At 54.8% G+C, this 26,129-nt stretch carries 27 protein-coding genes; 25 read left to right on the plus strand and 2 right to left on the minus strand.

Annotated features, from left to right (window positions below):
* Window positions 1-16: 16 nt before the first annotated feature.
* From ubiI to trhA, 6 genes are all read left to right on the plus strand, one after another.
* Window positions 17-1,219 carry an FAD-dependent 2-octaprenylphenol hydroxylase gene (gene ubiI / locus LH22_RS06300; protein ID WP_038644997.1) on the plus strand — a complete coding sequence of 401 codons (1,203 nt, stop codon included), beginning with the start codon at window positions 17-19 and terminating at the stop codon, window positions 1,217-1,219.
* Between the two features lie 535 nt (window positions 1,220-1,754).
* On the plus strand, window positions 1,755-2,852 hold the full coding sequence (gene gcvT / locus LH22_RS06305; RefSeq protein ID WP_038644999.1) for a glycine cleavage system aminomethyltransferase GcvT: 1,098 nt from the start codon (window positions 1,755-1,757) through the stop codon (window positions 2,850-2,852).
* 19 nt (window positions 2,853-2,871) lie between these two features.
* The gene (gene gcvH, locus LH22_RS06310; protein ID WP_038645001.1) at window positions 2,872-3,258 is read left to right on the plus strand and encodes a glycine cleavage system protein GcvH; all 387 of its coding nucleotides are present in this window, start codon (window positions 2,872-2,874) and stop codon (window positions 3,256-3,258) included.
* Window positions 3,259-3,357: 99 nt separating this feature from the next.
* Window positions 3,358-6,231 carry an aminomethyl-transferring glycine dehydrogenase gene (gene gcvP, locus LH22_RS06315; protein WP_038645003.1) on the plus strand — a complete coding sequence of 958 codons (2,874 nt, stop codon included), beginning with the start codon at window positions 3,358-3,360 and terminating at the stop codon, window positions 6,229-6,231.
* 189 nt (window positions 6,232-6,420) lie between these two features.
* The gene (locus LH22_RS06320) at window positions 6,421-7,164 is read left to right on the plus strand and encodes an SDR family oxidoreductase (RefSeq protein ID WP_038645005.1); all 744 of its coding nucleotides are present in this window, start codon (window positions 6,421-6,423) and stop codon (window positions 7,162-7,164) included.
* 177 nt (window positions 7,165-7,341) lie between these two features.
* Window positions 7,342-7,995: a PAQR family membrane homeostasis protein TrhA gene (gene trhA / locus LH22_RS06325; protein WP_038645007.1), complete on the plus strand. Its 654-nt coding sequence runs from the start codon at window positions 7,342-7,344 to the stop codon at window positions 7,993-7,995.
* Window positions 7,996-8,226: 231 nt separating this feature from the next.
* Here the strand turns inward: trhA and ygfZ are convergent, their stop codons facing one another.
* Window positions 8,227-9,210: a tRNA-modifying protein YgfZ gene (gene ygfZ / locus LH22_RS06330; protein ID WP_038645009.1), complete on the minus strand. Its 984-nt coding sequence runs from the start codon at window positions 9,208-9,210 to the stop codon at window positions 8,227-8,229.
* Between the two features lie 218 nt (window positions 9,211-9,428).
* Here ygfZ and sdhE point away from each other — a divergent pair, with 218 nt between their 5' ends.
* The gene (gene sdhE, locus LH22_RS06335) at window positions 9,429-9,695 is read left to right on the plus strand and encodes an FAD assembly factor SdhE (protein WP_038645011.1); all 267 of its coding nucleotides are present in this window, start codon (window positions 9,429-9,431) and stop codon (window positions 9,693-9,695) included.
* Complete coding sequence (locus LH22_RS06340) at window positions 9,670-10,071, plus strand: protein YgfX (protein WP_038645013.1); 402 nt, start codon at window positions 9,670-9,672, stop codon at window positions 10,069-10,071. The genes sdhE and LH22_RS06340 overlap by 26 nt, the downstream gene beginning before the upstream one ends.
* Before the next feature lie 15 nt (window positions 10,072-10,086).
* Here the strand turns inward: LH22_RS06340 and fldB are convergent, their stop codons facing one another.
* Window positions 10,087-10,605, minus strand: a complete 519-nt coding sequence (gene fldB, locus LH22_RS06345) for a flavodoxin FldB (protein WP_038645015.1) — start codon at window positions 10,603-10,605, stop codon at window positions 10,087-10,089.
* A 102-nt stretch (window positions 10,606-10,707) separates the two neighbouring features.
* Here fldB and xerD point away from each other — a divergent pair, with 102 nt between their 5' ends.
* From xerD to LH22_RS06430, 17 genes are all read left to right on the plus strand, one after another.
* Window positions 10,708-11,601, plus strand: a complete 894-nt coding sequence (gene xerD, locus LH22_RS06350; protein WP_034823182.1) for a site-specific tyrosine recombinase XerD — start codon at window positions 10,708-10,710, stop codon at window positions 11,599-11,601.
* A 22-nt stretch (window positions 11,602-11,623) separates the two neighbouring features.
* Window positions 11,624-12,337: a bifunctional protein-disulfide isomerase/oxidoreductase DsbC gene (gene dsbC / locus LH22_RS06355; protein ID WP_038645018.1), complete on the plus strand. Its 714-nt coding sequence runs from the start codon at window positions 11,624-11,626 to the stop codon at window positions 12,335-12,337.
* Window positions 12,338-12,346: 9 nt separating this feature from the next.
* Entirely contained in the window at window positions 12,347-14,071 is a 1,725-nt protein-coding gene (recJ, locus tag LH22_RS06360) for a single-stranded-DNA-specific exonuclease RecJ (RefSeq protein ID WP_038645020.1), read from the plus strand.
* Between the two features lie 223 nt (window positions 14,072-14,294).
* Window positions 14,295-15,393 (plus strand): peptide chain release factor 2 gene (gene prfB / locus LH22_RS06365; protein WP_097118019.1). Its coding sequence is split into 2 segments (ribosomal slippage): window positions 14,295-14,369 and window positions 14,371-15,393, totalling 1,098 coding nucleotides; the frame shifts between segments, so codons are not numbered across the junction.
* A gap of 9 nt (window positions 15,394-15,402) precedes the next feature.
* The gene (gene lysS / locus LH22_RS06370; protein ID WP_038645022.1) at window positions 15,403-16,923 is read left to right on the plus strand and encodes a lysine--tRNA ligase; all 1,521 of its coding nucleotides are present in this window, start codon (window positions 15,403-15,405) and stop codon (window positions 16,921-16,923) included.
* A 158-nt stretch (window positions 16,924-17,081) separates the two neighbouring features.
* A complete protein-coding gene (locus LH22_RS06375; protein ID WP_038645024.1) occupies window positions 17,082-17,933 on the plus strand; it encodes a MurR/RpiR family transcriptional regulator in 852 nt (283 codons plus the stop codon).
* 252 nt (window positions 17,934-18,185) lie between these two features.
* Window positions 18,186-19,022 carry a transporter substrate-binding domain-containing protein gene (locus LH22_RS06380; protein WP_038645026.1) on the plus strand — a complete coding sequence of 279 codons (837 nt, stop codon included), beginning with the start codon at window positions 18,186-18,188 and terminating at the stop codon, window positions 19,020-19,022.
* 2 nt (window positions 19,023-19,024) lie between these two features.
* Entirely contained in the window at window positions 19,025-19,657 is a 633-nt protein-coding gene (locus tag LH22_RS06385; RefSeq protein WP_038645028.1) for a DUF1989 domain-containing protein, read from the plus strand.
* Window positions 19,641-20,288, plus strand: a complete 648-nt coding sequence (locus tag LH22_RS06390) for an urea carboxylase-associated family protein (protein WP_038645030.1) — start codon at window positions 19,641-19,643, stop codon at window positions 20,286-20,288. Before LH22_RS06385 ends, LH22_RS06390 begins: the two co-directional genes overlap by 17 nt.
* A 3-nt stretch (window positions 20,289-20,291) precedes the next feature.
* Window positions 20,292-20,942: an amino acid ABC transporter permease gene (locus tag LH22_RS06395; protein ID WP_038645032.1), complete on the plus strand. Its 651-nt coding sequence runs from the start codon at window positions 20,292-20,294 to the stop codon at window positions 20,940-20,942.
* Window positions 20,942-21,607, plus strand: coding sequence for an amino acid ABC transporter permease (locus LH22_RS06400; RefSeq protein ID WP_038645034.1), 666 nt, complete (start codon window positions 20,942-20,944; stop codon window positions 21,605-21,607). The genes LH22_RS06395 and LH22_RS06400 overlap by 1 nt, the downstream gene beginning before the upstream one ends.
* A 13-nt stretch (window positions 21,608-21,620) precedes the next feature.
* Window positions 21,621-22,292 (plus strand): DUF1989 domain-containing protein, encoded by a 672-nt coding sequence (locus LH22_RS06405; RefSeq protein ID WP_038645037.1) that lies wholly within the window; start codon window positions 21,621-21,623, stop codon window positions 22,290-22,292.
* 415 nt (window positions 22,293-22,707) lie between these two features.
* Entirely contained in the window at window positions 22,708-23,283 is a 576-nt protein-coding gene (locus LH22_RS06410; protein WP_038645038.1) for a fimbrial protein, read from the plus strand.
* A 50-nt stretch (window positions 23,284-23,333) separates the two neighbouring features.
* On the plus strand, window positions 23,334-24,050 hold the full coding sequence (locus tag LH22_RS06415; protein WP_052059369.1) for a fimbrial biogenesis chaperone: 717 nt from the start codon (window positions 23,334-23,336) through the stop codon (window positions 24,048-24,050).
* A complete protein-coding gene (locus LH22_RS06420; RefSeq protein ID WP_038645040.1) occupies window positions 24,025-24,588 on the plus strand; it encodes a fimbrial protein in 564 nt (187 codons plus the stop codon). Before LH22_RS06415 ends, LH22_RS06420 begins: the two co-directional genes overlap by 26 nt.
* Before the next feature lie 9 nt (window positions 24,589-24,597).
* Entirely contained in the window at window positions 24,598-25,326 is a 729-nt protein-coding gene (locus LH22_RS06425) for a fimbrial biogenesis chaperone (RefSeq protein WP_081946717.1), read from the plus strand.
* Entirely contained in the window at window positions 25,323-26,096 is a 774-nt protein-coding gene (locus tag LH22_RS06430) for a fimbrial biogenesis chaperone (protein WP_234465268.1), read from the plus strand. Before LH22_RS06425 ends, LH22_RS06430 begins: the two co-directional genes overlap by 4 nt.
* Window positions 26,097-26,129 lie beyond the last annotated feature (33 nt).

Consider the following 26,129-nt stretch of genomic DNA (forward strand, 5'->3'; position numbering starts at 1 on the left):
GAATTAAGGGGCAGCAATGCAAACATTTGATGTGGCTATCGCCGGTGGCGGTATGGTAGGTCTGGCCGTTGCCTGCGGATTACAGGGCAGCGGCCTGCGCGTTGCCGTGCTGGAGAAAGCACCTGAGCCACAATTTGACCCAGCGAGCGCCGCATCGATTCGCGTCTCGGCGATCAACGCTGCCAGCGAACGTCTGCTGCAAAAACTGGATGTCTGGTCCAGCATCCTGGCGTTGCGCGCCAGTGCCTATCACGGCATGGAAGTGTGGGATCAAGACAGCTTTGGTTCCATCAGCTTTGATGATGAGCAGCAAGGCTTATCCCATCTCGGTCATATTATTGAAAACGAAGTGATTCACAGCGCATTGTGGCAGCGCGCCAGTCAGTGCAGCGACATCACCTTATTTGCCCCTGCGCAGTTGCAGCAGGTGGCCTTTGGCGACAACGAAGCGTTCGTCACTTTACAGGACGGCAGCATGATGAGTGCGCGCCTGCTGATTGCCGCGGATGGCGCAAACTCCTGGCTGCGCGATAAAGCCGATATCCCGATTACCTTCTGGGATTACGATCATCATGCGCTGGTTACCAATATTCGCACCGATATGCCGCACGATGCGATTGCGCGTCAGGTGTTCCATGGCGATGGCATTCTGGCGTTCCTGCCGATGCAGGACCCGCATCTCTGTTCTATTGTCTGGTCATTGTCGCCGCAGGAAGCGGCGCGGGTGCAATCGATGCCAGAAGCGCTGTTCAATCAGCATTTGTCTGTCGCCTTCGATATGCGCCTCGGCTTGTGCCATGCTGAAAGCGAGCGCAAAACCTTCCCACTGATGGCGCGCTATGCCCGTAACTTTGCCGCACACCGCCTGGCACTGGTAGGCGACGCCGCACACACCATTCATCCGCTGGCCGGGCAGGGCGTCAATCTTGGCTTTATGGATGCCGCAGAACTGATCGGTGAAATTCGTCGCCTGCATCAGGAAGGCAAAGATATCGGACAGCACCTTTATCTGCGCCGTTATGAGCGCAGCCGCAAGCACAGTGCGGCAATGATGCTGGCGGGCATGCAAGGATTCCGTGAGCTGTTTGCGGGCACCCACCCGGCGAAAAAGCTGCTGCGTGATGTGGGATTGAAACTGGCGGATACACTGCCGGGCGTAAAACCGATGATGCTGAAACAGGCCATGGGGCTCAATGATATGCCCAGCTGGATTCGTTAAATTCTTTTCAAATGGCGCCGATTCAGGCGCCATTTTTTTTGCAAGATTCACTGTCTCGTCATACCAAAAGCCAATCCTAAAAGTGACCGCTACGTCTGCGCTGGGACGTTGCAGGCTGTGTTCAGACAAGCGCACATTAAATGGCTTTTTCACCCTATGCACTGCTCTGGTGCGTCTCTGCACTCAAATTGCGCCTCGTTTGATTTATTCTAATTTTACTCGTCAATTCGCATTACTTTAACTAATGATAGTGTTGCGAGTTCTCCGGACCTTTTTGCCGTACTGAGGCGTGAGTTCCATTATCAGGCTGTGTTTATCGTTCTTAATTGTATTTTATGCGTAGTTAATCACAAAAATGCAGTGAATTGTTCTGGGTTGGGTTTGGTGCGTGCTAAGGGAGTGATACTGTTTCGCCCTCGTTTTCCTTATGGTTAATCGCCGCGTTCGGTGGTAACTTCAGCACAAAGAGAACGTTTGCGTCAGCCGGTACAGGCGGCGCAGGCGCGTCACACTCACTTGTTTTCACAGGATGGTTATGACTCAGCAAACGCCTCTATTCGAACAGCATCAGGCATGCGGTGCGCGCATGGTGGATTTCCATGGCTGGATGATGCCACTGCATTATGGCTCGCAAATGGATGAGCATCATGTCGTGCGCAACGATGCCGGTATGTTTGATGTTTCCCACATGACCATCGTCGATCTGCGCGGTGTCCGCACCCGTGAATTCCTGCGTTATCTGCTGGCCAACGATGTCGCCAAACTGACGCAACCCGGCAAAGCTCTCTACACCGGCATGCTGAATGCTTCGGCTGGCGTCATTGATGATTTGATTGTTTACTTTATGACCGAAGACTTTTTCCGCTTAGTGGTGAACTCCGCGACGCGTGAGAAGGATTTGGTGTGGATCAAACAGCACGCTCAGCCGTTTGGTGTCGAACTCACCGAACGTGACGATCTGGCGCTGATTGCCGTTCAAGGTCCGCAAGCGCAGCAGAAAGCACAGACGCTGTTTACTGCGGCGCAGCGTGAAGCGGTGGCAGGCATGAAACCGTTCTTTGGTGTGCAAAGCGAAAATCTGTTCATTGCCACCACCGGTTATACCGGTGAAGCCGGTTATGAAATTGCGATGCCGAACAGTGAAGCGGCCGATCTCTGGCAGAAACTGCTGGCGGCAGGCGTCAAACCGGCTGGCCTGGGCGCGCGTGACACGCTCCGCCTGGAAGCGGGGATGAATCTGTACGGTCAGGAAATGGATGAAGGCGTTTCACCGCTGGCGGCCAACATGGGTTGGACGGTGAGCTGGGAACCTGCCGATCGCGATTTCATCGGCCGCGAGGCGCTTGAAGCGCAACGTGAACATGGCACTGAAAAGCTGGTGGGTTTGATCATGACCGAAAAAGGGGTGTTACGAAACGGCTTGCCGGTGCGTTTCACCGATGAACAAGGTCAGCCACAGCAGGGTATTATTACCAGTGGTTCCTTCTCCCCGACGCTGGGTTACAGCATCGCGCTGGCACGTGTGCCAGCGGGCATTGGTGAGCAAGCGATTGTAGAGATCCGCAATCGTGAAATGCCGGTGAAAGTCACTAAACCGATTTTTGTTCGCGCCGGTAAACCGGTCGCTCAGTAATTTTTCAGGAGAAATGGCGATGAGCAATGTGCCTAATGAATTGAAATACCGCGATAGTCACGAGTGGGTGCGTAAAGAAGCCGATGGCACCTTCACTGTGGGTATCACTGAACACGCGCAGGAACTGCTGGGCGATATGGTGTTTGTGGATCTGCCTGATGTAGGCGCCACTTTCGCTGCCGGTGATGACTGCGCCGTCGCGGAGTCGGTGAAAGCCGCCTCAGACATCTATGCCCCCCTAAGCGGTGAAATCGTTGCTGTGAACGAAGAACTGGCCGATGCACCGGAGCTGGTCAACAGCGAACCGTACGCAGCGGGCTGGTTATTCCGTATCAAAGCCAGCGACATTTCAGAACTTGATTCTATGCTCGACGCCGATGCCTATAAAGGCGCTATCGACGAGTAACCGGTAGTCATCGAAGGTGCTGCACTGCAGCGCCTTCTTTTTTATCTGCCTGATTTAATGCCGTTTTTGTAACCCAGCCCGATTCAGGATTTACTGCAAATGACCCAGACTCTCAGCCAGCTTGAACATAACGGTGCTTTCATTGAGCGCCATATCGGTCCTACACCCGCGCAGCAGGCCACCATGCTGGAAGCGATTGGTGCCAGCTCTCTGGAATCACTGATCAGCGCCATCGTGCCTGCCGATATCCAACTGCCAGGCCCGCCTGCGGTCGGTGATGCCGCGACCGAACAGCAAGCGCTGGCAGAGCTGAAAGCCATTGCCAGTCAGAACCAACGTTACAAATCCTGGATCGGCATGGGCTACAGTGCCGTGATCACTCCGCCGGTTATCCTGCGTAACATGCTGGAAAACCCAGGTTGGTACACCGCATACACCCCTTACCAACCAGAGGTCTCACAGGGCCGCCTTGAGGCGCTGCTGAACTTCCAGACCCTGACGCTGGACTTAACCGGGCTGGATATCGCCTCTGCTTCACTGCTTGATGAAGCCACCGCGGCTGCCGAAGCGATGGCGATGGCGAAGCGCGTCAGCAAACTGAAAAATGCCGGTAAATTCTTTATCGCCGAAGACATCCATCCGCAAACCCTGGATGTGGTGCGCACGCGTGCAGAAACCTTTGGTTTTGAACTGATCATCGACAGCGCCAGCAAAGCGCTGGATCACGACGACCTGTTTGGCGTGCTGCTGCAGCAAGTGGGCACCAGCGGTGAAGTGCATGATTACCGTGCACTGATTGCCGAGCTGAAAAGCCGTAAAGTCGTGGTGAGCGTGGCTGCCGATTTCATGGCGCTGGTGCAGTTAGAAGCGCCAGGTAAGCAGGGCGCTGATATCGTTTTCGGGTCCGCTCAGCGCTTTGGTGTGCCGATGGGTTACGGCGGTCCGCACGCCGCCTTCTTCGCTAGCCGCGATGAGCACAAACGCTCCATGCCGGGCCGTATCATTGGCGTTTCGCGCGATGCCGCAGGCAACACCGCGCTGCGCATGGCGATGCAAACGCGTGAACAGCATATCCGTCGTGAGAAAGCCAACTCCAACATCTGTACTTCTCAGGTGCTGCTGGCGAACATCGCCGGTCTGTATGCGGTTTATCATGGTCCAGTGGGCCTGAAGCGTATCGCCTCGCGCATCCATCGTTTGACCAGCATTCTGGCCGCGGGTCTGAAAAAGGGTGGCCTGAAGCTACGCCACAACAGCTGGTTCGACACCTTAACCGTTGAAGTAGCCGATAAAGCGGAAGTGCTGAATCGTGCGCTGAGCTTTGGCGTTAATCTGCGCAGTGACGTGCTTAACGGCGTGGGTATCACACTGGATGAAACCACCTCACGTGAAGACGTGCAGGCTTTGTTTGCGATTCTGCTGGGTGATGCACATGGTCAGGAAATTGATGCCCTGGATGCCAGCGTAGCCGCAGAAAACAGTGCTATTCCGGCAGGCATGTCACGTGAAAGCGAGTTCCTGACCCATCCCGTGTTTAACCGTCATCACAGCGAAACCGAGATGATGCGTTACATGCACAGCCTGGAGAAAAAGGATCTGGCACTGAACCAGGCAATGATCCCGCTCGGTTCCTGCACCATGAAACTCAACGCTGCTGCCGAAATGATCCCGATTACATGGCCAGAATTTGCTGAACTTCATCCATTCTGCCCGGCAGAACAGGCTTCAGGCTATCTGCAGATGATTGGCCAGCTGTCACAGTGGCTGGTGCAGCTCACCGGTTACGATGCACTCTGCATGCAGCCCAACTCTGGCGCACAGGGTGAGTATGCCGGTCTGCTGGCGATTCGTCGTTATCACGAAAGCCGCAATGAAGGGGGACGTAATGTCTGCCTGATCCCAAGTTCTGCACACGGCACTAACCCGGCATCTGCACAGATGGCGGGCATGGCAGTGGTGGTGGTGGCCTGTGATAAACAAGGCAACATCGATCTCGGCGATCTGCGTGAGAAAGCCGCTCAGGTTGGCGATGAGCTGTCATGCATCATGGTGACCTATCCTTCAACCCACGGCGTTTACGAAGAAACCATTCGTGAAGTGTGCCAGATCGTGCATCAGTATGGCGGTCAGGTTTACCTGGACGGTGCCAACATGAACGCACAGGTGGGTATCACCACGCCAGGTTACATCGGCGCCGATGTCTCGCACCTTAACCTGCATAAATCCTTCTGCATTCCACACGGCGGTGGTGGTCCAGGTATGGGACCGATTGGCGTGAAAGCGCATCTGGCACCGTTTGTTCCGGGCCACAGCGTGGTGCAAATCGATGGCGTGCTGACACAGCAGGGCGCGGTATCCGCCGCGCCATTTGGCAGCGCCTCGATTCTGCCAATCAGCTGGATGTACATTCGCATGATGGGTGCGGAAGGTCTGAAGCAGGCGAGTTCGGTAGCGATTCTGAATGCCAACTATATTGCCAGCCGTCTGCAATCCGCTTATCCAATTCTGTATGCAGGTCGCGATGGTCGCGTGGCGCACGAATGTATTCTCGATATCCGTCCGCTGAAAGAGCAGACCGGCATCAGCGAGTTGGATATTGCTAAGCGCCTGATCGACTACGGCTTCCATGCGCCAACCATGTCCTTCCCGGTGGCCGGAACGCTGATGGTTGAGCCAACGGAATCCGAAAGCAAAATCGAGTTGGATCGCTTTATCGATGCGATGCTCTCCATCCGCATGGAGATTGACCGGGTAGCCGACGGCGAATGGCCCGCTGAGGATAATCCGCTGGTGAATGCACCTCATACCCAGATGGAGATCGTTGGTGAGTGGGCGCATCCGTACACCCGCGAACTGGCGGTGTTCCCGGCAGGCAGCGCCAACAAATACTGGCCAACCGTGAAGCGTCTGGATGATGTGTTTGGCGACCGCAATGTGTTCTGCTCCTGTGTTCCAATGAGCGAATACCAATAATTTAGCGGTTGTGCTGGGGGCTGCCATGGCGTTGGTCGCTCCCATTCATCCCCTTCACGGACTACTGTGGACTGCCGGGAAGAGTGGGACCAGCAGCCTTGTGCAACTTAAATTATTTTTGGCTAAACACTTTTTGAACACCTATTCTGAGGGCCGAGAAATCGGCCCTTTTTCTATTTTGGAGGCAACATGGATCTGGCATTAGTCACTGGCGGTAGCCGTGGCATAGGACGCGCAACAGCACTGATGTTGGCGCAGGCGGGCTATCGTGTTGCGGTCAATTATCGCCAGCGCATTACTGAGGCAGAGCAGGTGGTGGCAGAGATTGCAGCGCTGGGCGGCAGTGCATTCGCCATACAGGCCGATATTGCCATTGAAGCGGAAGTGGTACGCATGTTTCAGCAGCTTGATCAGCAGGCAGGCAACCTGCGCGTGCTGGTCAACAATGCCGGAATTTTGTTTACGCAGTGTCGCGTGGAAGATCTCGATGCTGAGCGTATTCAGCGCGTGTTCGCCACCAACGTTACCGGCACCTTTATCTGCTGTCGGGAAGCGGTGAAGCGCATGAGTACCGCACACGGCGGGCAGGGCGGTTCGATAATCAATGTTTCCTCAGCGGCTGCACGTCTCGGTGCGCCGGGCGAGTATGTTGATTACGCGGCGTCAAAAGGGGCGATGGACACGCTGACTAAAGGCTTATCGCTGGAAGTGGCGGCGCAGGGCATTCGCGTCAATAGCGTGCGGCCGGGCTTAATCTATACCGAGATGCACGCCGATGGGGGTGAACCTGGCAGAGTCGATCGTGTAGCCCGTTCGCTGCCGATGCAGCGCGGTGGTCAGGCTGAAGAGATCGCCGCTGCAATTATCTGGCTGGCAAGTGATGCCGCTTCTTACGTCACCGGCACCTTTATCGATGCGGCAGGTGGTCGCTAATCTTCTGATTGACTATTTGACACTGAGGCGGCGTGATCGACAGCGCTGCCATCGGCTATTTGTCACACGCCTGTCATAGAATTATTTTAGCGTACATGTGTACTCTGAAATTTTTCCCGGTTACCCTGATGTTGATTAAAAACACAGTTCTTAACCCGTTTTCCAGGACGTTAGCGCATGGCACAGAATCGAATACTTGCTCAGGGTTACTCGGTAGCCGAAGAGATCGCCAACAGTATTAGCCACGGGATCGGCTGCATTTTCGGCGTTGTTGGGTTGGTGTTGTTGTTAACACAAGCCGTTGACATGCGCGCTGATGTCACTGCCATCACCAGTTACAGCCTGTATGGCGGCAGCATGATTTTGCTGTTTCTCGCCTCAACGCTCTATCACGCCATTCCGCACCAGAAAGCGAAATATTGGCTGAAGAAATTGGACCACTGCGCAATCTATTTACTGATCGCGGGCACCTATACACCTTTCCTGTTAGTGGGGCTGAAATCTCCGCTGGCGCAAGGATTGATGGTGGTGATCTGGAGCCTGGCGCTGGCAGGTATCATCTTCAAACTGACGATTGCCCACCGCTTTAAAGCGCTGTCGCTGGTCACCTATCTCAGCATGGGCTGGCTGTCGCTGGTGGTGATTTATCAGTTGGCGACCAAGCTGTCAGCCGGAGGTGTGTGGTTGCTGGCTGCGGGCGGGATTGTCTATTCGCTGGGAGTGATTTTCTATGTCTCGCGGCGTATTCCATATAATCACGCTATCTGGCATGGATTTGTGCTGGGCGGCAGCGTTTTACACTTCTGTGCGATCTACTTTTATGTAGCCTAAGCATGTTGCCATGTTGCCATGACACCATAAATGACGTCATCAACCGGGTGCGATAATCGGCCTGGTCGCCATAAATAGCGCCATCAACTGGGTGGAATACTCGGCCAGGTCGCCGTAAATGGCGTCATCAACCGGGTGTGATTTTCGGCAAAGTCGCCATAACTAGCGACTTTACGGGGGAAGCATGCGGGTTTTCCAGAGGTGCGCATGAATGCGCACCAGAAAGGCAAATCAATCGACCAGTGAATACGGTAATGGCTGAATGGTCAGCTTCCCGCCTTCATCACCTTCCACGCGCAGCACGCTGTCTGGCTCCAGATCGTTGTTCATCACCACCTGTACCCAAACGCTGCCGTCGTCCAGCTGCACACCGCTCAATACGGTGCCGGTGCGACGCCATTTGTCGCCCATCTGCAGCTCCATGGAACCGTCAGCCTGCGGTACTTTGCTGGCGCTACCCGCCAGCCAGTAGAGCGCACGCTTATTGGCCCCGCGGAATTTAGCTCGCGCCACCATCTCCTGACCGGTGTAACAGCCTTTCTTAAAGCTAATCGCATCCAGCGCCTGCAGGTTGGTTGCCTGCGGAATCAACTGCGCGCTGGTGGCGGTTTCAATCACCGGAATGCCCGCTTCAATATCCAGCGCCAGCCACTGCGTGCTGTCATTGAACTGTGCAGCACCGGCTAACTTTTCTTTCAACGTTTCTGCCTGAGCCAGCGTGGTCACCAGCAGGAAACGTTCGGCGGGGTGTTCAAACCACAACAGCGTGCTCTCACCTTGTTGTACCACCGGTGTTTCTGCATCTGGCAGGGTGGCAAACACATCAGCCAGTGCCGTGCGTGCCTGAAAACCGGCCACACCCAGCAGCACTGCATCATCATCGGCAGCGATGGTGACTTTGGCGAACACCGCATATTTCTTCAGTTCGTTAAGCTGCTGTTCACGCAGATTACGGCGAACGATGTAGGCGTAACCTTCGCCGCGGTGGAACAGACGCAGGTTGCTCCACATTTTACCTTTTGCGTCGCAATGGGCTGCCGGACGATGCTGGGTGGCGTCCATTGCTGCAACATCTAAAGTGACCTGGCCTTGCAGATATGAGGTACTGTCTTTGCCCTGCACTGACACCAGCGCCCACTCGTCGAGGGAGATCAGGGTTAATGGCAGGCGTGATGCCGCAGCAGGCTGGCGTGGCGGAAGGGTGAAAATCGGCATGGGTGCGTCCTGATTAATAACAATATTGCTTCCAATGTTAAAAGAGCAGTGCTGCTTTGCAACCTGTTTACCTAATCTGGCGCACAAATCGCGTGATAACCCTGCAATGGGTAGAACTGTTGTGCGCAATATCACGCAGCATTCAGCGCTGCGCCTGCAGGCAGAGAAAAAAGCAGGTACACTGAGCGCCACTGTTTTCAGCCATGGAAAAAAGACACATGGAAATTCATGATAAAGCTCGCGTTCAGTGGGCGTGCCGTCGCGGCATGCTGGAGCTGGATGTCTCCATCATGCCGTTCTTCAAATACGAATATGATTCGCTCACTGACACCGATAAGCAGGTGTTTATCGCCCTGCTCAAGAGTGACGATCCTGACCTGTTTAACTGGTTGATGAACCACGGCGAACCCGCTGACCCAGAGTTCAAGCGTATGGTGCAACTGATTCAGCAGCGCAACCGTGAACGCGGACCGGTTCCAATGTGATGTGCAGCCGTCACGCAGCGCTCGGGCGCTTAACGTGACGCTGTATGTGCTGGTCACCGTTTGGCTGTTGAGTCTTGAGTGGCCCGAGGGCGTGGTGTGGGGCCAAGCCCCACTGCTGATTCTGATGCTGCTGGAGTGTGGGCGCAATGAACGTCGGCTCAGGCAGCGCACCGGTCGCTTAGGGCTGGATGAACAGGGTGACTGGCATTGGCGTGGAACGCGCTGGCAATTAGCGCGGCAGGCAGATTGGTTGCCTTTCGGCGTTTTGTTGACGTTGCAAAATCAGCAGGGCAAGCGCTGGCGGCTGTGGTTGATGATGGATAACCTGCCGCCCTATGCATGGCGCTCACTGCGCGCCTGCTTGTTTTCTGCGTGACAGAGATGCGCCGCGTTAAAGCAGTGCGGCCGTTTCCGTCAGAATCTGTTCGCACCACTGTTCGACACGATCTTCACTCAGCTCGAACTGATTCACGTCGTCTAGTGCCAGGCCGACAAACTGGGTGCCGTCAGCCGTGAGTGGCTTTTTGCTGGCAAATTCATAGCCTTCCAGCGGCCAGTAACCGACAAACTGCACGCCCATTGGCTGCAGCAACTCATGCAACATGCCGAGTGCATCTAAGAACCATTCTGAATATTCGGCCTGATCGCCCATGCCGTACAGCGCGACAATTTTTCCTTGCAAATTCAGCGCGGACAGTTGCTGCCACACCGCTTCCCAGTCCTCCTGCAACTCACCGAAATCCCAGGTGGGAATGCCGAGGATCAGCAAATCGTACTGCTCCATCAGCGAGGGATCTTCATCTTTGAGGTTGTGCAGCGTGACTAACTCTTCACCGATAAAATCGCGAATCTTCTCCGCCGTCATCTCGGTGTAACAGGTACTTGAACCGTAAAACAGACCGATATTCATGCAATTAATGCTCTGACTGAAACTCACTTTGGCGCAATTGTACCAGAAGCAGGTGACTTTCAGGCATAATGAGCACGATTTCACACGTGTTTGGGGGGAACCGTGCAGGATAGCGATCTGATTGAACAATTTCTGGATGCGCTCTGGATTGAGCGTAACCTGGCGCAAAATACCCTTGCGTCCTACCGCCAGGATTTGCAAACGCTCACCGGCTGGTTACACCACCACGAACGCACGCTGCTGACGCTGGAAGCGCTTGACCTGCAGCAGTTTCTCGCCGAACGCGTCGAAGGCGGCTACAAGGCCACCAGTTCTGCGCGTACGCTCAGCGCGATGCGCCGTCTGTTTCAATACCTCTATCGCGAAAAACTGCGTAGTGATGACCCGAGCGCACTGCTCTCCGCGCCCAAACTGCCGCAGCGATTGCCAAAAGACCTTAGTGAGAACCAGGTAGAACGTCTGCTGCAGGCACCGAGTATTGATGTGCCGCTTGAGCTACGTGACAAAGCGATGCTGGAACTGCTGTATGCCACCGGTTTACGCGTTTCGGAGCTGGTAGGCTTAACCCTCAGCGACATCAGTTTGCGTCAGGGTGTGGTGCGTGTGATTGGTAAAGGTAATAAAGAGCGACTTGTGCCATTAGGTGAAGAAGCGATTTACTGGCTGGAGCACTATATGGCGCACGGTCGGCCGTGGTTGTTGAATGGGCAAACACTGGATGTGATGTTCCCCAGTAACCGCGCGCAACAAATGACGCGTCAGACTTTCTGGCATCGCATCAAACACTATGCCACCCTTGCCGGTATCGACAGCGAAAAGCTATCACCACACGTGCTTCGCCACGCATTTGCCACACATTTACTGAACCACGGTGCGGATTTGCGCGTCGTACAGATGTTGCTGGGACACAGCGACCTCTCCACCACCCAAATTTATACGCATGTGGCCACTGAGCGCCTGCGTCAGTTACATCAACAGCATCATCCGCGTGCTTGAACCGCGGCAACAAGGAATTGAGATGAAAAAACAGTTAACGATGCTGGCATTGCTGGTCAGCGCCTTTGCCGGTCTGGCTCATGCCGATGACAGCGCCATTCAGCAGGCCCTGAAAAAACTCGGTTTGCAGCAGACCGAAATTCAGCCTTCACCGCTGCCAGGCATGAAAACCGTGCTGACCGAGAGCGGTGTGCTGTACGTCTCTGAAGATGGTAAACACATGATTCAGGGCCCGCTGTACGATGTCAGCGGTGCACAGCCGGTGAACGTGACTAACCAACTGCTGGACAAAAAAATGAACGCGCTGGCGCCGGAGATGATCGTCTATAAAGCGCCAAAAGAGCAGCATGTGATTACCGTGTTTACCGATATCACCTGTGGCTACTGCCACAAGCTGCATGAGCAGATAGCCGACTACAATGCGCTGGGCATCACCGTTCGTTACCTGGCCTTCCCGCGTGAAGGTTTGCACGGCCAGGTGGAAAAAGCCATGCGCGCCGTTTGGTGCAGTGCCGATCGCAACAAGGCCTTTGATGCCGCGATGAAGGGCGATGTACCGCAAATGGATGCGCCAGCGACCTGTAAGATCAATCTGGATAAGCATTACCAACTCGGCATCCTGTATGGCATTCAGGGCACCCCAGCGATTCTCACCGAGACCGGCGCGATGATCCCGGGCTATCAAGGTCCGCAGGAGCTCAAACAAGTTCTTGATGGTCAGAAGCGGGGCGGTTAATTCACAGTGATGCATTCTGTCGAACTGCGTCGGCGTGAAATTCAGGCTGACGCCAGCTTACCTGATACCTTACCCCCGTTACTGCGCCGTTTATACCTGCAACGCGGTGTCAAAGAGGCTGCTGAGCTAGAGCGTGGTGCAAAACATCTGCTGCCGTGGCAAACCCTGGGTGGCATCGATCAAGCGGTAGCCTTACTGCGTCAGATGCTGGAAACAGGCCGCCGTATTGTGGTGGTCGGTGATTTTGATGCCGATGGCGCAACCAGCACCGCATTAACCGTCTTAGCGCTGCGCAGCATGGGCGGAAACGTCGATTATCTGGTGCCAAACCGCTTTGAGGATGGCTACGGCCTGAGTCCTGAAGTGGTCGAACAGGCACGTGCGCGTGGTGCGGAGATGATTCTCACCGTGGATAACGGCATCTCTTCCCATGCAGGCGTAGAAACCGCCCATCAGCACGGTATTCCCGTGCTGATCACCGATCACCACTTGCCAGGCGAAACGTTGCCAGCAGCGGAAGCGATCGTTAACCCGAATCTCAATGACAGCGCATTCCCTTCGCGTTCGTTAGCGGGTGTGGGCGTGGCGTTTTATCTGATGCTGGCGCTGCGTGCGCACCTGCGTTTGCAGAACTGGTTTAGTGATGGCCGAAACGAACCTAATCTGGCGGAGTGGCTGGATCTGGTCGCGCTAGGTACGGTGGCTGACGTGGTGCCGCTGGATGCCAATAACCGCATTTTGGTGTGGCAGGGCTTGAGCCGCATCCGCGCCGGAAAATGCCGGGCGGGTATCCGCGCGCTGCTGGAGATCGCCAACCGCGATGCGCGTCAACTGGCGGCCAGCGACCTCGGTTTTGCCGTCGGGCCTCGCCTCAATGCAGCCGGTCGACTGGATGATATGTCGGTCGGCGTGGCACTGCTGCTCACCGAAGACATTGCGCAGGCGCGCATGCTTGCCAACGAGCTTGATGCGCTGAACCAGACGCGCAAAGAGATTGAGCAGGGCATGAAGAGCGAAGCGCTGGCGCTGTGCGATGAGCTGGAACGCCAGCACACCGATCTGCCGCTGGGGCTGGCCTTCTATCATCCCGAATGGCATCAGGGCGTGGTCGGCATTCTGGCATCACGGTTGAAAGAGCGTTTCCATCGTCCGGTCATCGCCTTCGCCCCAGCCGGCGATGGCACGCTAAAAGGCTCGGGTCGTTCGATTGCCGGCTTGCATTTACGTGATGCGCTGGAGCGTCTCGATACGCTCTATCCCGGCATGATGATGAAGTTTGGGGGCCACGCGATGGCGGCGGGCCTGTCGCTGGAAACCGAAAAATACGAACTGTTCCGCGAGCGCTTTGCTGCGCTGATCGACGAATGGCTGGATGGCGAAGCGCTGCAGGGCGTGATCTGGTCTGATGGCGAACTGCACGCACAGGAGTTCACGCTGCATACCGCCGAAATGCTGCGTGAAGCCGGCCCGTGGGGCCAGACGTTCCCGGAACCGGTGTTTGATGGCCAGTTCAAACTGCTGCAACAAAAGCTGGTGGGCGAGCGTCACCTGAAGGTCATGATTGAGCCACTGGGCGGCGGACCGCTACTGGATGGTATCGCGTTTAACGTTGATACTACCTTGTGGCCGGATACCAGCGTGCGCCAGGTGAAGCTGGCCTACAAACTCGATATCAACGAATACCGTGGCAACCGCTCGGTTCAACTGATTATCGACCATATCTGGCCGGTATAACCGCGTCATTCATTCGGGTGCGTGTAAAAGCGCACCCGGTAACCTGCTGCGAGTGACCCTGGCTCGCCATTGTTGGTCACCGAATCCCTTTCGGCGCATAAAAACCTATTCTGTTGCGCTATCTCGCATACCTGCAATGCTACAAAGTACGCGCAGTTTCGGGTAAACTAGCGCGTTACTTTTTATCTCCTTTCACCGAATCGTCAAAAAAGACTGAAAAGCCATGTTTGAAATTAATCCGGTCAAAAATCGTATTCAAGACCTCACTGAGCGCAGCGACGTTCTTAGGGGGTATCTTTGACTATGATGCCAAGAAAGAACGCCTCGAAGAAGTAAACGCCGAGCTGGAACAGCCTGACGTCTGGAACGAACCTGAACGCGCGCAGGCGCTGGGTAAAGAACGCGCTTCGCTGGAAGCGGTAGTAGAAACCTTAGATCACATGCGTCAGGGCCTGGAAGATGTGCAGGGCTTGCTGGATCTGGCGGTGGAAGCCGATGACGAAGAGACCTTCAACGAAGCCGTTATCGAACTGGATGGTTTAGAAGCCAAGCTGGGCGAACTCGAATTCCGCCGCATGTTCTCAGGCGAGTATGACAGCGCCGACTGCTACATGGATATTCAGGCCGGTTCTGGCGGCACCGAAGCGCAAGACTGGGCCAGCATGCTGCTGCGCATGTATCTGCGCTGGGCGGAAGCCAAAGGGTATAAAACCGAAATTATCGAAGAGTCAGACGGTGAAGTGGCCGGGACCAAATCCGCCACCATTAAAATCATCGGTGACTACGCGTTTGGCTGGCTGCGTACCGAAACCGGCGTCCATCGCCTGGTGCGTAAGAGCCCATTTGACTCCGGCGGCCGTCGTCATACCTCCTTCAGTTCGGTGTTTATCTACCCGGAAGTGGATGACAACATCGATATCGACATCAATCCGGCCGATCTGCGTATCGACGTTTACCGTGCCTCGGGTGCGGGTGGTCAGCACGTTAACAAAACCGAGTCTGCAGTGCGTATTACCCACTTGCCGACCAACATTGTGGTGCAGTGCCAGAATGACCGTTCACAGCACAAGAACAAAGATCAAGCTTTCAAGCAGTTGCGTGCGAAGCTGTACGAATATGAGATGCAGAAGAAAAACGCTGACAAGCAGGCCGCGGAAGACAACAAGTCCGATATCGGCTGGGGCAGTCAGATTCGCTCATACGTACTCGACGATTCGCGTATCAAAGATCTGCGCACCGGCGTAGAGACGCGCAACACCCAGGCGGTGCTGGATGGCGACATCGACCGCTTCATTGAAGCAAGTTTAAAAGCAGGGTTATAAGGAACCGACATGTCTGAACAACAACCGCAGAGCGCTGATGCCGCCCTTGAGTTAAACAACGAACTGAAAGCGCGTCGCGAAAAACTCAGCGCGCTGCGTGAAAAGGGCATCGCGTTTCCTAACGATTTCCGCCGCGATACCACGTCAGATGTGCTGCACGCCAGCTATGACGCCAAAGAGAACGAAGAGCTGGAAGCGCTCGGCGTTGAAGTGAGCGTGGCCGGCCGCATGATGACCCGCCGCATCATGGGTAAAGCCTCTTTTGCTACGCTGCAGGACGTTGGCGGCCAGATTCAGATCTACGTTTCACGTGACGATCTGCCAGAAGGCGTTTACAACGAGCAGTTCAAAAAGTGGGATCTCGGCGATATCCTTGGCGCGCGCGGTAAGTTGTTCAAGACCAAAACCGGTGAGCTGTCGATCCACATCACTGAACTGCGTCTGCTGACCAAAGCGCTGCGTCCGCTGCCGGATAAATTCCACGGCCTGGCCGACCAGGAAACCCGTTATCGTCAGCGTTATCTCGATCTGATCTCTAACGACGAATCACGTAACACCTTTAAAGTGCGCTCAAAAATCATGGCCGGCATCCGTCAGTTCATGGTGAATCGCGACTTTATGGAAGTGGAAACGCCGATGATGCAGGTGATCCCTGGCGGCGCGTCAGCCCGTCCGTTCATCACCCATCACAATGCGCTCGACATCGATATGTACCTGCGTATTGCACCGGAGCTGTATCTGAAGCGTCTGGTCGTCGGCGGCTTCGATCGCGTGTTCGAGATCAACCGTAACTTCCGTAACGAAGGTATTTCGCCACGTCATAACCCAGAGTTCACCATGATGGAACTCTATATGGCGTATGCGGATTACAAAGATCTGATCGAACTGACTGAAAGCCTGTTCCGCACCCTGGCGCAGGACGTGCTGGGCACCACGGAAGTGCCTTACGGTGACCACAGCTTCGATTTCGGCAAGCCATTTGAGAAGCTCACCATGCGTGAAGCGATCAAGAAATACCGTCCGGAAACCGACCTGAACGATCTGGAAGACTTTGATAAAGCTGTCGCGATTGCCAAATCGCTGCACATCAAAGTGGAAAAGAGCTGGGGTCTGGGCCGCGTGGTGACCGAGATCTTCGAGGAAACCGCAGAAGCACATCTGATTCAGCCAACCTTCATTACCGAATACCCGGCTGAAGTGTCACCACTGGCACGTCGTAACGACGAGAACCCGGAAATCACTGACCGCTTTGAGTTCTTCATCGGCGGCCGTGAAATCGGTAACGGCTTCTCCGAGCTGAACGATGCAGAAGATCAGGCTGAGCGTTTCCTTCAGCAGGTGAATGCAAAAGACGCGGGCGATGACGAAGCGATGTTCTACGACGAAGACTACGTCACCGCACTGGAACACGGCCTGCCGCCAACTGCAGGTCTGGGCATCGGTATCGACCGTATGGTAATGCTGTTCACCAACAGCCACACCATCCGTGACGTGATCCTGTTCCCTGCACTGCGTCCAAGCAGTAAATAAGGCAAAACCTGCGCACTTTGCAGTGAGCCTATAGAGGCCGCCATTTATGGCGGCCTTTTTTATTCGGCGATTTTTTCATTTCTCTTTCCAAATAAAATTCCTGATGACAACCCGGCACGCTCTGTGCAGGATAGTTTTTTTATTTTCAGGGAATCACCATGAGTGCAAAAGCGGCAACGTTAGAGGGCCGGATACAACAGCACTGGGATCAACTCTCCAGCCATGAGCAGCGGCTGGCCGACGTGCTGCTGGCGGCACCTGGCCAGCTGGCGATGAACACCGCTACCGAACTGGCACAGAGTGCCGGCGTTTCCAAAGCCACCACCACGCGTTTTTTCCGTCATCTCGGTTACGAAAGCTATGAAGCCGCGCGTCGTCAGGCGCGTGACATGCAGAGCAGCGGCTCACCGCTCTATCTGCAAGCTGTGCCGACCGCATCACCGCTCGCCAGCATCATGCAGCAGCACCTGGAAAAAGAGATCGCCAACCTGGTCAACAGCTATCGCACGCTGGACAGTGAACAGCTGCAACAGGCGGTGAGCGCCATTGCGCAGTCACGCCGCGTGGTGGTGATGGGCTGGCGTCACAGTCAGACCATTGCACAGCTGATTTACCGCGATCTGGTGCATATCCATCCCGATGTGCGTCTGTTGCCGCGTCCCGGCGATTCGCTGGCGGAGCATCTCGCCGCCCTGAATCAGCAGGATGTGGTGATCTGTGTTGGCCTGCGTCGGCGTATGCCTGCGCTGGAAGCGGCAATGAACGCGCTGGCAGAACGCGCCGTGCCGATGCTGTATATCGCCGACGTGCTTTCCGGTAAACCGGCGCGCCACGCGCAATGGGTAGTGCGCTGCCACACCGACAGTAGTCTGATGTTCGACAGCACCGCCGCGCTCTCAGGTGTCTGCAATCTGCTCTGTTCATTGGTGGCCCGACAAATGGGCAAAACCAGTAACGATTACCTCGCGCAGGTTGAAGCGTTGCACCAGTCCCTCGACGAACTCGAATAATGCCCCGTTCTGGCGCGCCGCGCGCCAGCATTTGCACTAAAAGGGTGCAACTGTCGTCTCATCCTCGTAGTCCATTCTCGCATCAGTGAAACCTAAGAAACTAATATTTAAATTAAAGAAACATTTGTTTCTCACTGATTTTATTCAGTAATACCCCTTGTACCTCAAAGGTGTTACCTGGAGGGTGAAAAAACTGGCACAAAATATGCTCAGTAGAAAAAGACATTTCACCAACACCAGGGAAACACCACAATGAAAAAAACAGCACTGCTGATCGCCGCACTTCTCTCCGTTGGCACCATGGCGCAGGCGCAAGCCGACACCCTGAGTGACATCAAAAGCAGCGGCAAAATCACCGTTGGCATCGATCCAACCTTTCCTCCATACGAATACACCAATGATTCAGGTGAGATCACCGGCTACAGCGTGGCGATCATGCAATCCTTCGCCAAAGATCTCGGTGTGAAACTGGAGTTTCAGAAAACCGCCTTCAGCGGCATTTTGCCGGGCCTGATTTCTGGCTCGTTCAACGCTGAAGGCTCTTCCCTTAACATCACCGCTGAGCGTGCGAAAAAAGTGCTGTTCACCGTGCCTTACAGCAAAACCGTCAACGGTGTGCTGGTGCGCGAAAGTGAAGCCAGCACCTTCAGCGGCAAAACTCTCAGCCCGGAAAGCCTGTCAGGCCTGCGTGGTGCAGTGAAAACCGCCAGCGTGCCCGAGCAGTTGCTGAAAGGCTTTAACGAGCAGCTGAAAAAAGAGGGTAAAAAACCCATCACCATCATCAACGTGGATTCGCTGGATCAGACCGTCAGCACCCTGATGACCAAACGCGCGGACTTCGTTTATGACGACATCTCGGTACTGGCGCCGGTGGCGAAAAAATACGCCGGTAAAGTGGCGCAGGTCGGCGAAGTCGGTCCTTCACAATGGATGGGTTGGGCAACACGTAAAGAAGACGGCAGCCTGAATAAAGCCATCAGCGACCATATTCTGGCGATGCAGAAGGATGGCGAGCTGACCAAACTGCAGCAGCAGTATCTCGGCACCACCTTTACCGTGCCCGCCAGCGATTTCATTCCTCAGGAGTAACTATGTGCCAGTGCAATCTGACTGTGCCTGCGGGCCATGGCAAAACCTTCCGCGTGCGTAAGGGCCAGTTTATTACCGTGATTGACAGTGAAGGGCAGCAGGCGGCGGATTTCGTCGCCGTCAACGCCGATGATTTAAATGAAAAGCTGTCGCCGGTGCATACCCGCCAGCACTTGCGTTCGTTGTTCTTCAAACCCGGCGATGCGCTGTGGTCGAGTGAAAACCGCCCGATGCTGCGTATTCTGGCGGACAGCATCGGCATCCACGATGCTAACGTGCCAGCCTGCGATCGCACACGCTTCAGCGTCGATTTCGGTGTCGAAGGCCATCGCAACTGCGTCGATAACCTGCTGGAAGGCATGAAGGCCTTTGGCGTGACGTATTTCTCGTTACCTGAGCCGTTCAACCTGTTCCAGAACGGCCCGGTGACCGCCGATGGCCGGATGGAAGTCACCGATCCCAACAGCAAGGCAGGCGACAGCATTACTTTTGAAGCGCTGTGCGATCTGATTTGTTCGGTGTCGTCCTGCCCGCAGGACATCATTCCCGGCAACGGTTTGCAGGTCACGCCGATTGATATCGTGGTGAGTGACGAATTTCACGCAGAGGAGATGAATCATGCTGTTAATGCGTGAAAGTTATGAAGAGATCGCTGAGCGCACGCTGGCACAAGCGGTCACGGTTGAACCGGGCAGCGTTGGGTCGATAAAGGTGCTGCGCGGCCAGTTGCTGCGCATCACGGCTCAAGCCGACGGCGCGGTGGCTTCTCTGTTTGGCTTCAGCCTTGCCGATCCGGCGGTGTGGTTGTCCGTGCATCACACTCGCGTGTTCAGCAACAGCTATCTGCTCGGCTCGGGCATGCGTCTGGTCAACAACCGCCGCCGCCCAATGATGGTATTAGGCAAAGACAGCGTGAAGCGCCATGACCTGCTGCTGCCAGCCTCCACCCGCACATTCCTGGCGGAAAAGGGTTATCAGGGCGAAGGTTGCCTGGAAGCGGTGAGCGGCGAGCTGGCGCGATTGGGCAGGGTGGTGCCGAAGCTACCAGACCCGATTAACCTGTTTATGCACGTCAAATTGACACGTGCGGGCGACATCCTGCCAGAGCCGAACCTGACTAAAGCCGGCGACAGCATTACCTGTCGCGTGGTGATGGACACCCTGTTCATCGTCTCGGCCTGCAACACCGGCATTGAGGGCAACGATCAACCCGCACCGCTGCTGCTGTCTGTAGCGGAAAACCTGCACGACCTTAACGCGGAGTAACGCATGGGGCTGGATCAACAGGTAGTGGCCGCGCTGCCAGAACTCGGACATGGCCTGCTGATGACGCTGCTACTGACCGTGCTGGCGTCGTTGGTTAGCGTGGTGATGGGGCAGCTTGGTTGCTTCCTGCAACTGCGTCGCGCCTGGATCTGGCGCGCCATCGGTCGGCTGTACGTCAGCCTGATGCGCGGTACACCGGCCATCGTGCAACTGTTCGTGGTGTTTTTCACCCTGCCGCGTTTGGGGCTCGGGGGTCAGCCGATGCTGGCCGCCGTGATCGCCATCGGCCTCAACAGCGGCGCCTATGTGGCGGAGATTTTGCGCGTGAACCGTTCGCTGGTCACGCGCGGGCAACTCGAAGCGGCGCGGACCTTAGGTCTGAGCCGTTTCCTGACCTGGTGGTATGTGATTAACCCGCAGGTCATGCGCGCCAGTCTGCCGATGCTGGTCAACGAGTTCACCATTCTGCTGAAAACCACGCCGCTGGCATCGGTGGTGGCACTGACCGAGTTGACTTACGCCGGGCAGATTGTGATTGCGCGCACCTATGAAGCCACTCAGGTGCTGTTGTTAGTGGCGGCGGGATATCTGTTGATTGCCATGCCGTTGATTGCCGCCGCACGACGTCTGGAAGCCAAACGGAGGATCGCCTGATGGATTGGCAAGCCATTCTGACTTCCTTGCCTTCACTCGGTGACGGCATGATCGCCACGTTGAAGTTGTGCCTCATCGCCGCCTTTTGTTCTTTGGTATGGGGCGGGCTGATGGCGTTACTGCTGATGCGCGCTTCGCCGTTCTGGTTGCGCTTGCTCAACCTCTACAGCGGGTTAACGCTCGCACTGCCGCTGCTGGTGGTGATCTATCTGCTCTATTTTGTGCTGCCGGAGTACGACATCACGTTGTCATCGCCGGTGGTGGGCGTACTGGCCCTGACGCTCTATTACGCGCCCTACATCGCGCAGGTTATCCGCTCGGCCATCGAGGCGTTGCCGAAAGGGCAGTGGGAAGCGTGTCGCGTGCTGGGCCTGAGCCGCAGCGAGCAGTTACGCGATGTGGTGCTGCCGCAAACCCTGCCGCAGATGTTGTCGCCGCTGGTCGGGCTGATGATTGGGTTGATTAAAGACTCTGCGCTGCTGTCGATTGTCTCGGTGCAGGAGTTTATGTACGCCGCTAAACAGGCGATTTCGGATACCTACGCGCCGCTGGAGATCTATCTCACCGTGGCACTCTGTTACTGGCTGCTCAACAGTCTGATCGACTGGCTGGCACGCGGCCTTGAATCTCGCATGACGCGCTATCGTCGCGGCATGCAGCATTAATCAGGAGAACACTATGTCGGCTGAATATCAGCATCGTGAAGCGATAACCATACCCGCGCGCTACGGCAAAGCGGTGCGATTGAAGAAAGGGGAAGCAGTGCAGGTGATCAATCTGCACGGTACGCAAGTGGTGGATTGCTGGGCGTACAACGCCGAAGACGTCACTGAATATATGTGTATGGAAGCGACGCGTGTGTGGAACCAGCGTCTCAATCCCAAAGTCGGTGACAGCTTTATCACCAGCCAGCGCCACCCGATTTTAACGCTGGTGGCGGATACCTCACCGGGCGTGCATGACTCCTTCATGGCGGCCTGCGATGCGCGTCGTTATGAGTTGCTGGGCTGCACCGAGTATCACCGCAACTGCCACGATAATCTGTTCGAAGGTATGCGTGAGTTAGGTGTCGAGCTGCCGCACGGCAATCTGGCGTCATTGAATATTTTTATGAATATTCAGGTGCAGCCGGACGGTATTACCCTGAAAACATTGCCGGTGGTGACCAAGCCGGGTGATTACATTGTGCTGCGCGCTGAGATGGATTGCTTCGTGGCATTCTCGGCCTGCCCGCAGGATATCGTCAGCATTCAGGGGCAAGGCGACAACACTCCGCGCGATGCCGAGTTGCGTATTCTGACTGCCGGTTTCCCGCAGGTGCAGTTAAAAGGGGCTTGGGTGCCAGCGTAAGCGCATTTTTCCGACATCGCATTATTTTTTACAAGAGAGGAATATCGGGTAATAGTTATCTCCTCTCTCTCATTACTTCCTGGCTCTGTAATATCTTTTTGTAAGAATGACTTGTTGGTTTGTACGCATTAAATAACACCTCCCTATGGCCCTCATTTATTTATCCTTCTTGTAGTAATCCCCCTACAGTTAAATTACTTGTCGACTACAACAAGCTCGTTGTGCGATGACAATACTTGATAAAGATGTTTGCTTTATTATCACCGCCTGATGAAGAGGTCGATGATCATAGCAATCAGCATTAATTAAAAATCATTCTGATACCCGAAATAACAAGCCTTATTAAGTTGTTTATTTTTTCCTGCTTAGTTTAAGCAGGAAATTCATCCCTGTATAAATCGCAAAGGAAAGAAAAATGCGTAAGTCTTTATTTGTTCTGACGCCCATTGTTTTGATGATGGCCGCGTCTACGACCGCTCAGGCTGCTGCCAGCGGGAAAATCGATATTATCGGTAACGTTTCTCACGGCACCTGTGATGTCAAAATGAGCCAACCCTCCCTGAACCTGGGTAACTACTCCGCGAGTGATTTTCCTGCAACGGGTAAAACAGCAGTGACCGGCAGTGAACGCACTTTCAGCGTGAGTCTGGAGAATTGCACCCTGAGCACGACCGCCCCCGAAGCTGGCGTGGCGGGTCTAATTGTCACGGGCCCAACCCTGCCGCTGGATGCGGATGTCTTTAACGCCAACGATACCGCCACCACGGGTGTGCAATTGAAAGCCGGGGCAAACATTATTTCAGCCTACGACAAAGTGGGTATGGTGGAGTTCTTAGGCGCTGCGGGTGGTGGTAAAGATGCCAACGTCGGGGATATTAATGGTCAGACGCAGGTCTTCACCGCCGCGCTGGTCGCTAACACCGGTACGGCTGCAAATATCACTGGTGGCATGGTTTCAGCGCCAATTATGTTTATGTACGATTACAACTAATGATTGATAAGCGCGGGCGCAAGTTGGCCCGCTATTATCGAGGATTCAGCATGTCTCGTTTCCTGCTCCCGCTTTCAATTTCGCTGGTTATGCTTATTAATCCGCAAATTAGCCAGGCGGCGGGCTTTGGTATTAATTCTACCCGACTTATTTATCCTGAAGGTGCGAACAGTATTACCGCTACGCTACGCAATCGCGGTGACGCCAATGTCTATCTGGTGCAATCCTCTGTAAGCCGCCTCAGTGCATCAACTCAAGCTGCACCTTTTGATGTCACCCCGCCGTTATTTCGGATGGAAGCTGAGAGCAAGCATCAGGTACGTATTCGTTTTCGTGGGGCTGAATTGCCCACCGATCGGGAATCTGTATTTTATTTCCGTACCACTGCGATTCCAGCCTCACTAAGCAAAGAAGATGATGAAAGCCAGCGTCTGATTAAAGGGGATACACGCTTTGGCGTGGGTAAAAGCATCAAGCTTTTTTACCGACCGAAAAACCTCGCGGACGACGCTTTATCGGCTCAGCGCAATCTCAAAATTGAAGCTAATGGAAGCGGGTTGATAATCAGTAACCCTTCGCCTTATTACGTCAGTTTTCTCGATATTCGGGTGGCAGGTAAACGCCTGTCTCTGGATGACGCCGAAGAAAAAATGCTGCCACCCTTCGGTAGCCATACCTGGCCTGTCAGAAATGCCAAAGGCAAAGTGGAGTGGGTCAGCATTGACGATCACGGAGGCTACCATGCCTTTAGTCAAACACTGCCGTAAGTCGCGAGCCTGTGTCTTGCTACTGGCGGCTGCAGCGCTGAATCTCACCCCCTCGGACGCCGATACCCTGTTGCTGAATTTCACGGCTTTCCTGGTGAACGGCACCTGCGAGTTTAACCTGGACAAATCACATATGAACCTGGGTACCACGTTGGCTACGGAGATGGCGGCACACACCCTGGTGAATCCACAGCCGTTCGAATTAGAGATAAAAAACTGCACTATCGCGGGTGTCAGTAACCCGATTATCAGAATCAGCGGTCAGGGTGAAATGCTGGATAAATGGGTGTTTCGCAATTCGTCCTCTACGGCGCAAAACATCGGGGTGATGCTGGTTAACAGTGCAGTACCACCCACTTATGCCAGCAGGGCACTCAGCCCGAGTGATGACATCTCGTTGACGGAAACCGGCGGAAATATTGATAACCAAAAACTCCCGTTTTATGCCGGACTGACTTGTGGTGATGCCACCCAGTGCGCTAACGCCAGAGGTGGACAAGTGGTCGCTAGCGTCACTTTCACCCTTGATTTTCTTTGAGGCCATCAGGTGAACCGATACCGTTTTTGCTGCCTGATTTTGGGATCGTTCAGCTTTCTGCTGCTGAGCAACACTGCCTTTGGCGCGCTGCTGGGTGATAAGGGAGGCATTAGTTTCAACCACACCCGGGTCATTTATAACGCGAGCGATAAGTTACAAACGCTGACGGTGAAGAACCGCAGCGATAAAGCATGGTTGATTCAAAGCCTGGTCGTCACATCAAGCCAGGATAACAAGCCAGCACCGTTCCTCATCACGCCGCCGTTATACCGTCTGGAAGCAGGTACGGAACAGACGTTACGCATTCTCTCGCAGGGCATCGCGTTAGCCGAAGATAAAGAGTCGGTGTTTTATCTCTCCATCCAGGCCATACCCGCCAGTCAGCAGCAGAGTGCTGCTGTACAGCAAACGGCCGTGAGCATGCGTTTTAATTTGAAGATGTTTTACCGCCCCGCGGATGTGGGTGAACCATCGGTCAACGCCAGTTGCCTGTTGCGCTTCAGCCAGAACAACCGCCAGATTCGGGTTGAAAACCCCTCGCGCTGGCATGTCACGCTGCGCACGCTCACATTCGATGGGAAACCGCACAATCTGGATGCACAGCCGATGATGTTGGCACCACACAGTGTTCAGCTCATTGCTGGCAGTGGTAATCACGTGCGCTGGCAGGCGGTAAACGATTTCGGCAGCTTACATCCCGTTTGTCAGTCAGCGATTAGACCTTCCACGGAGTCATGATGAGAACACCTTTCCTGCTGCGTCGTTCTCTAATGACGCTGGGCTTACTTTGCTTAAATCTCACGGTTTTGCCAACGGTGAAGGCGGTTGAAGAGGAAGCGCAATCTACTGGCATTAGTTTTTACAACACACGTGTCATTTTCACCGCGACCTCGCTGTCGGGCGTGACGCAGACCCTCTACAACAAAACGGATAACGCGTGGTTACTGCAGTCACTGATCCGTCCGGTTGATGCCCAAACGGGTGATGTGGATATCGATAATCACGCCAATATTCTGCTGCCCTTTATTGCGACTCCGCCGTTAGAGCGTCTGGATGCCCACAGTGATATCACTTTACGTATTCGACGCAACGATGTGCCGCTACCTGACGATCGTGAATCCGTTTTTTACCTGACGATGAAAGCGATTCCCGCGCAGCCGAAGCACGCTGAAAGCAACACCGTCACGCTGGCTGTAGTGAGCAGTATGAAAGTGTTTTTTCGTCCGGTGGGGCTTAAGCGGTATGCGGTGGAAGAAGCATCGAATGCGTTACGTTTTCGCAAACAGGGCAATGAGCTGATTGCCATCAACCCCACGCCTTACTGGCTCACCTTCGCGATGCTGCGCGTGGGCAGCCACGACTTAGATAAAGCGCAACGGCGCCTGATGGTGCCCCCCAAAGGCGAGCGCGGATACCATTTTCCCTCCGGCACGCAAGGTCAGGTGACCTGGCAATTAATTGATGAAGACACCTGGCTGACACCACTGAAGCAACAGGACTCACCCTAAACAAAATAGCCGCTGTTGAGACAGTCGTTAACG

It is taken from the genome of Pantoea rwandensis (genome assembly GCF_000759475.1).
GTDB lineage: Bacteria > Pseudomonadota > Gammaproteobacteria > Enterobacterales > Enterobacteriaceae > Pantoea > Pantoea rwandensis_B.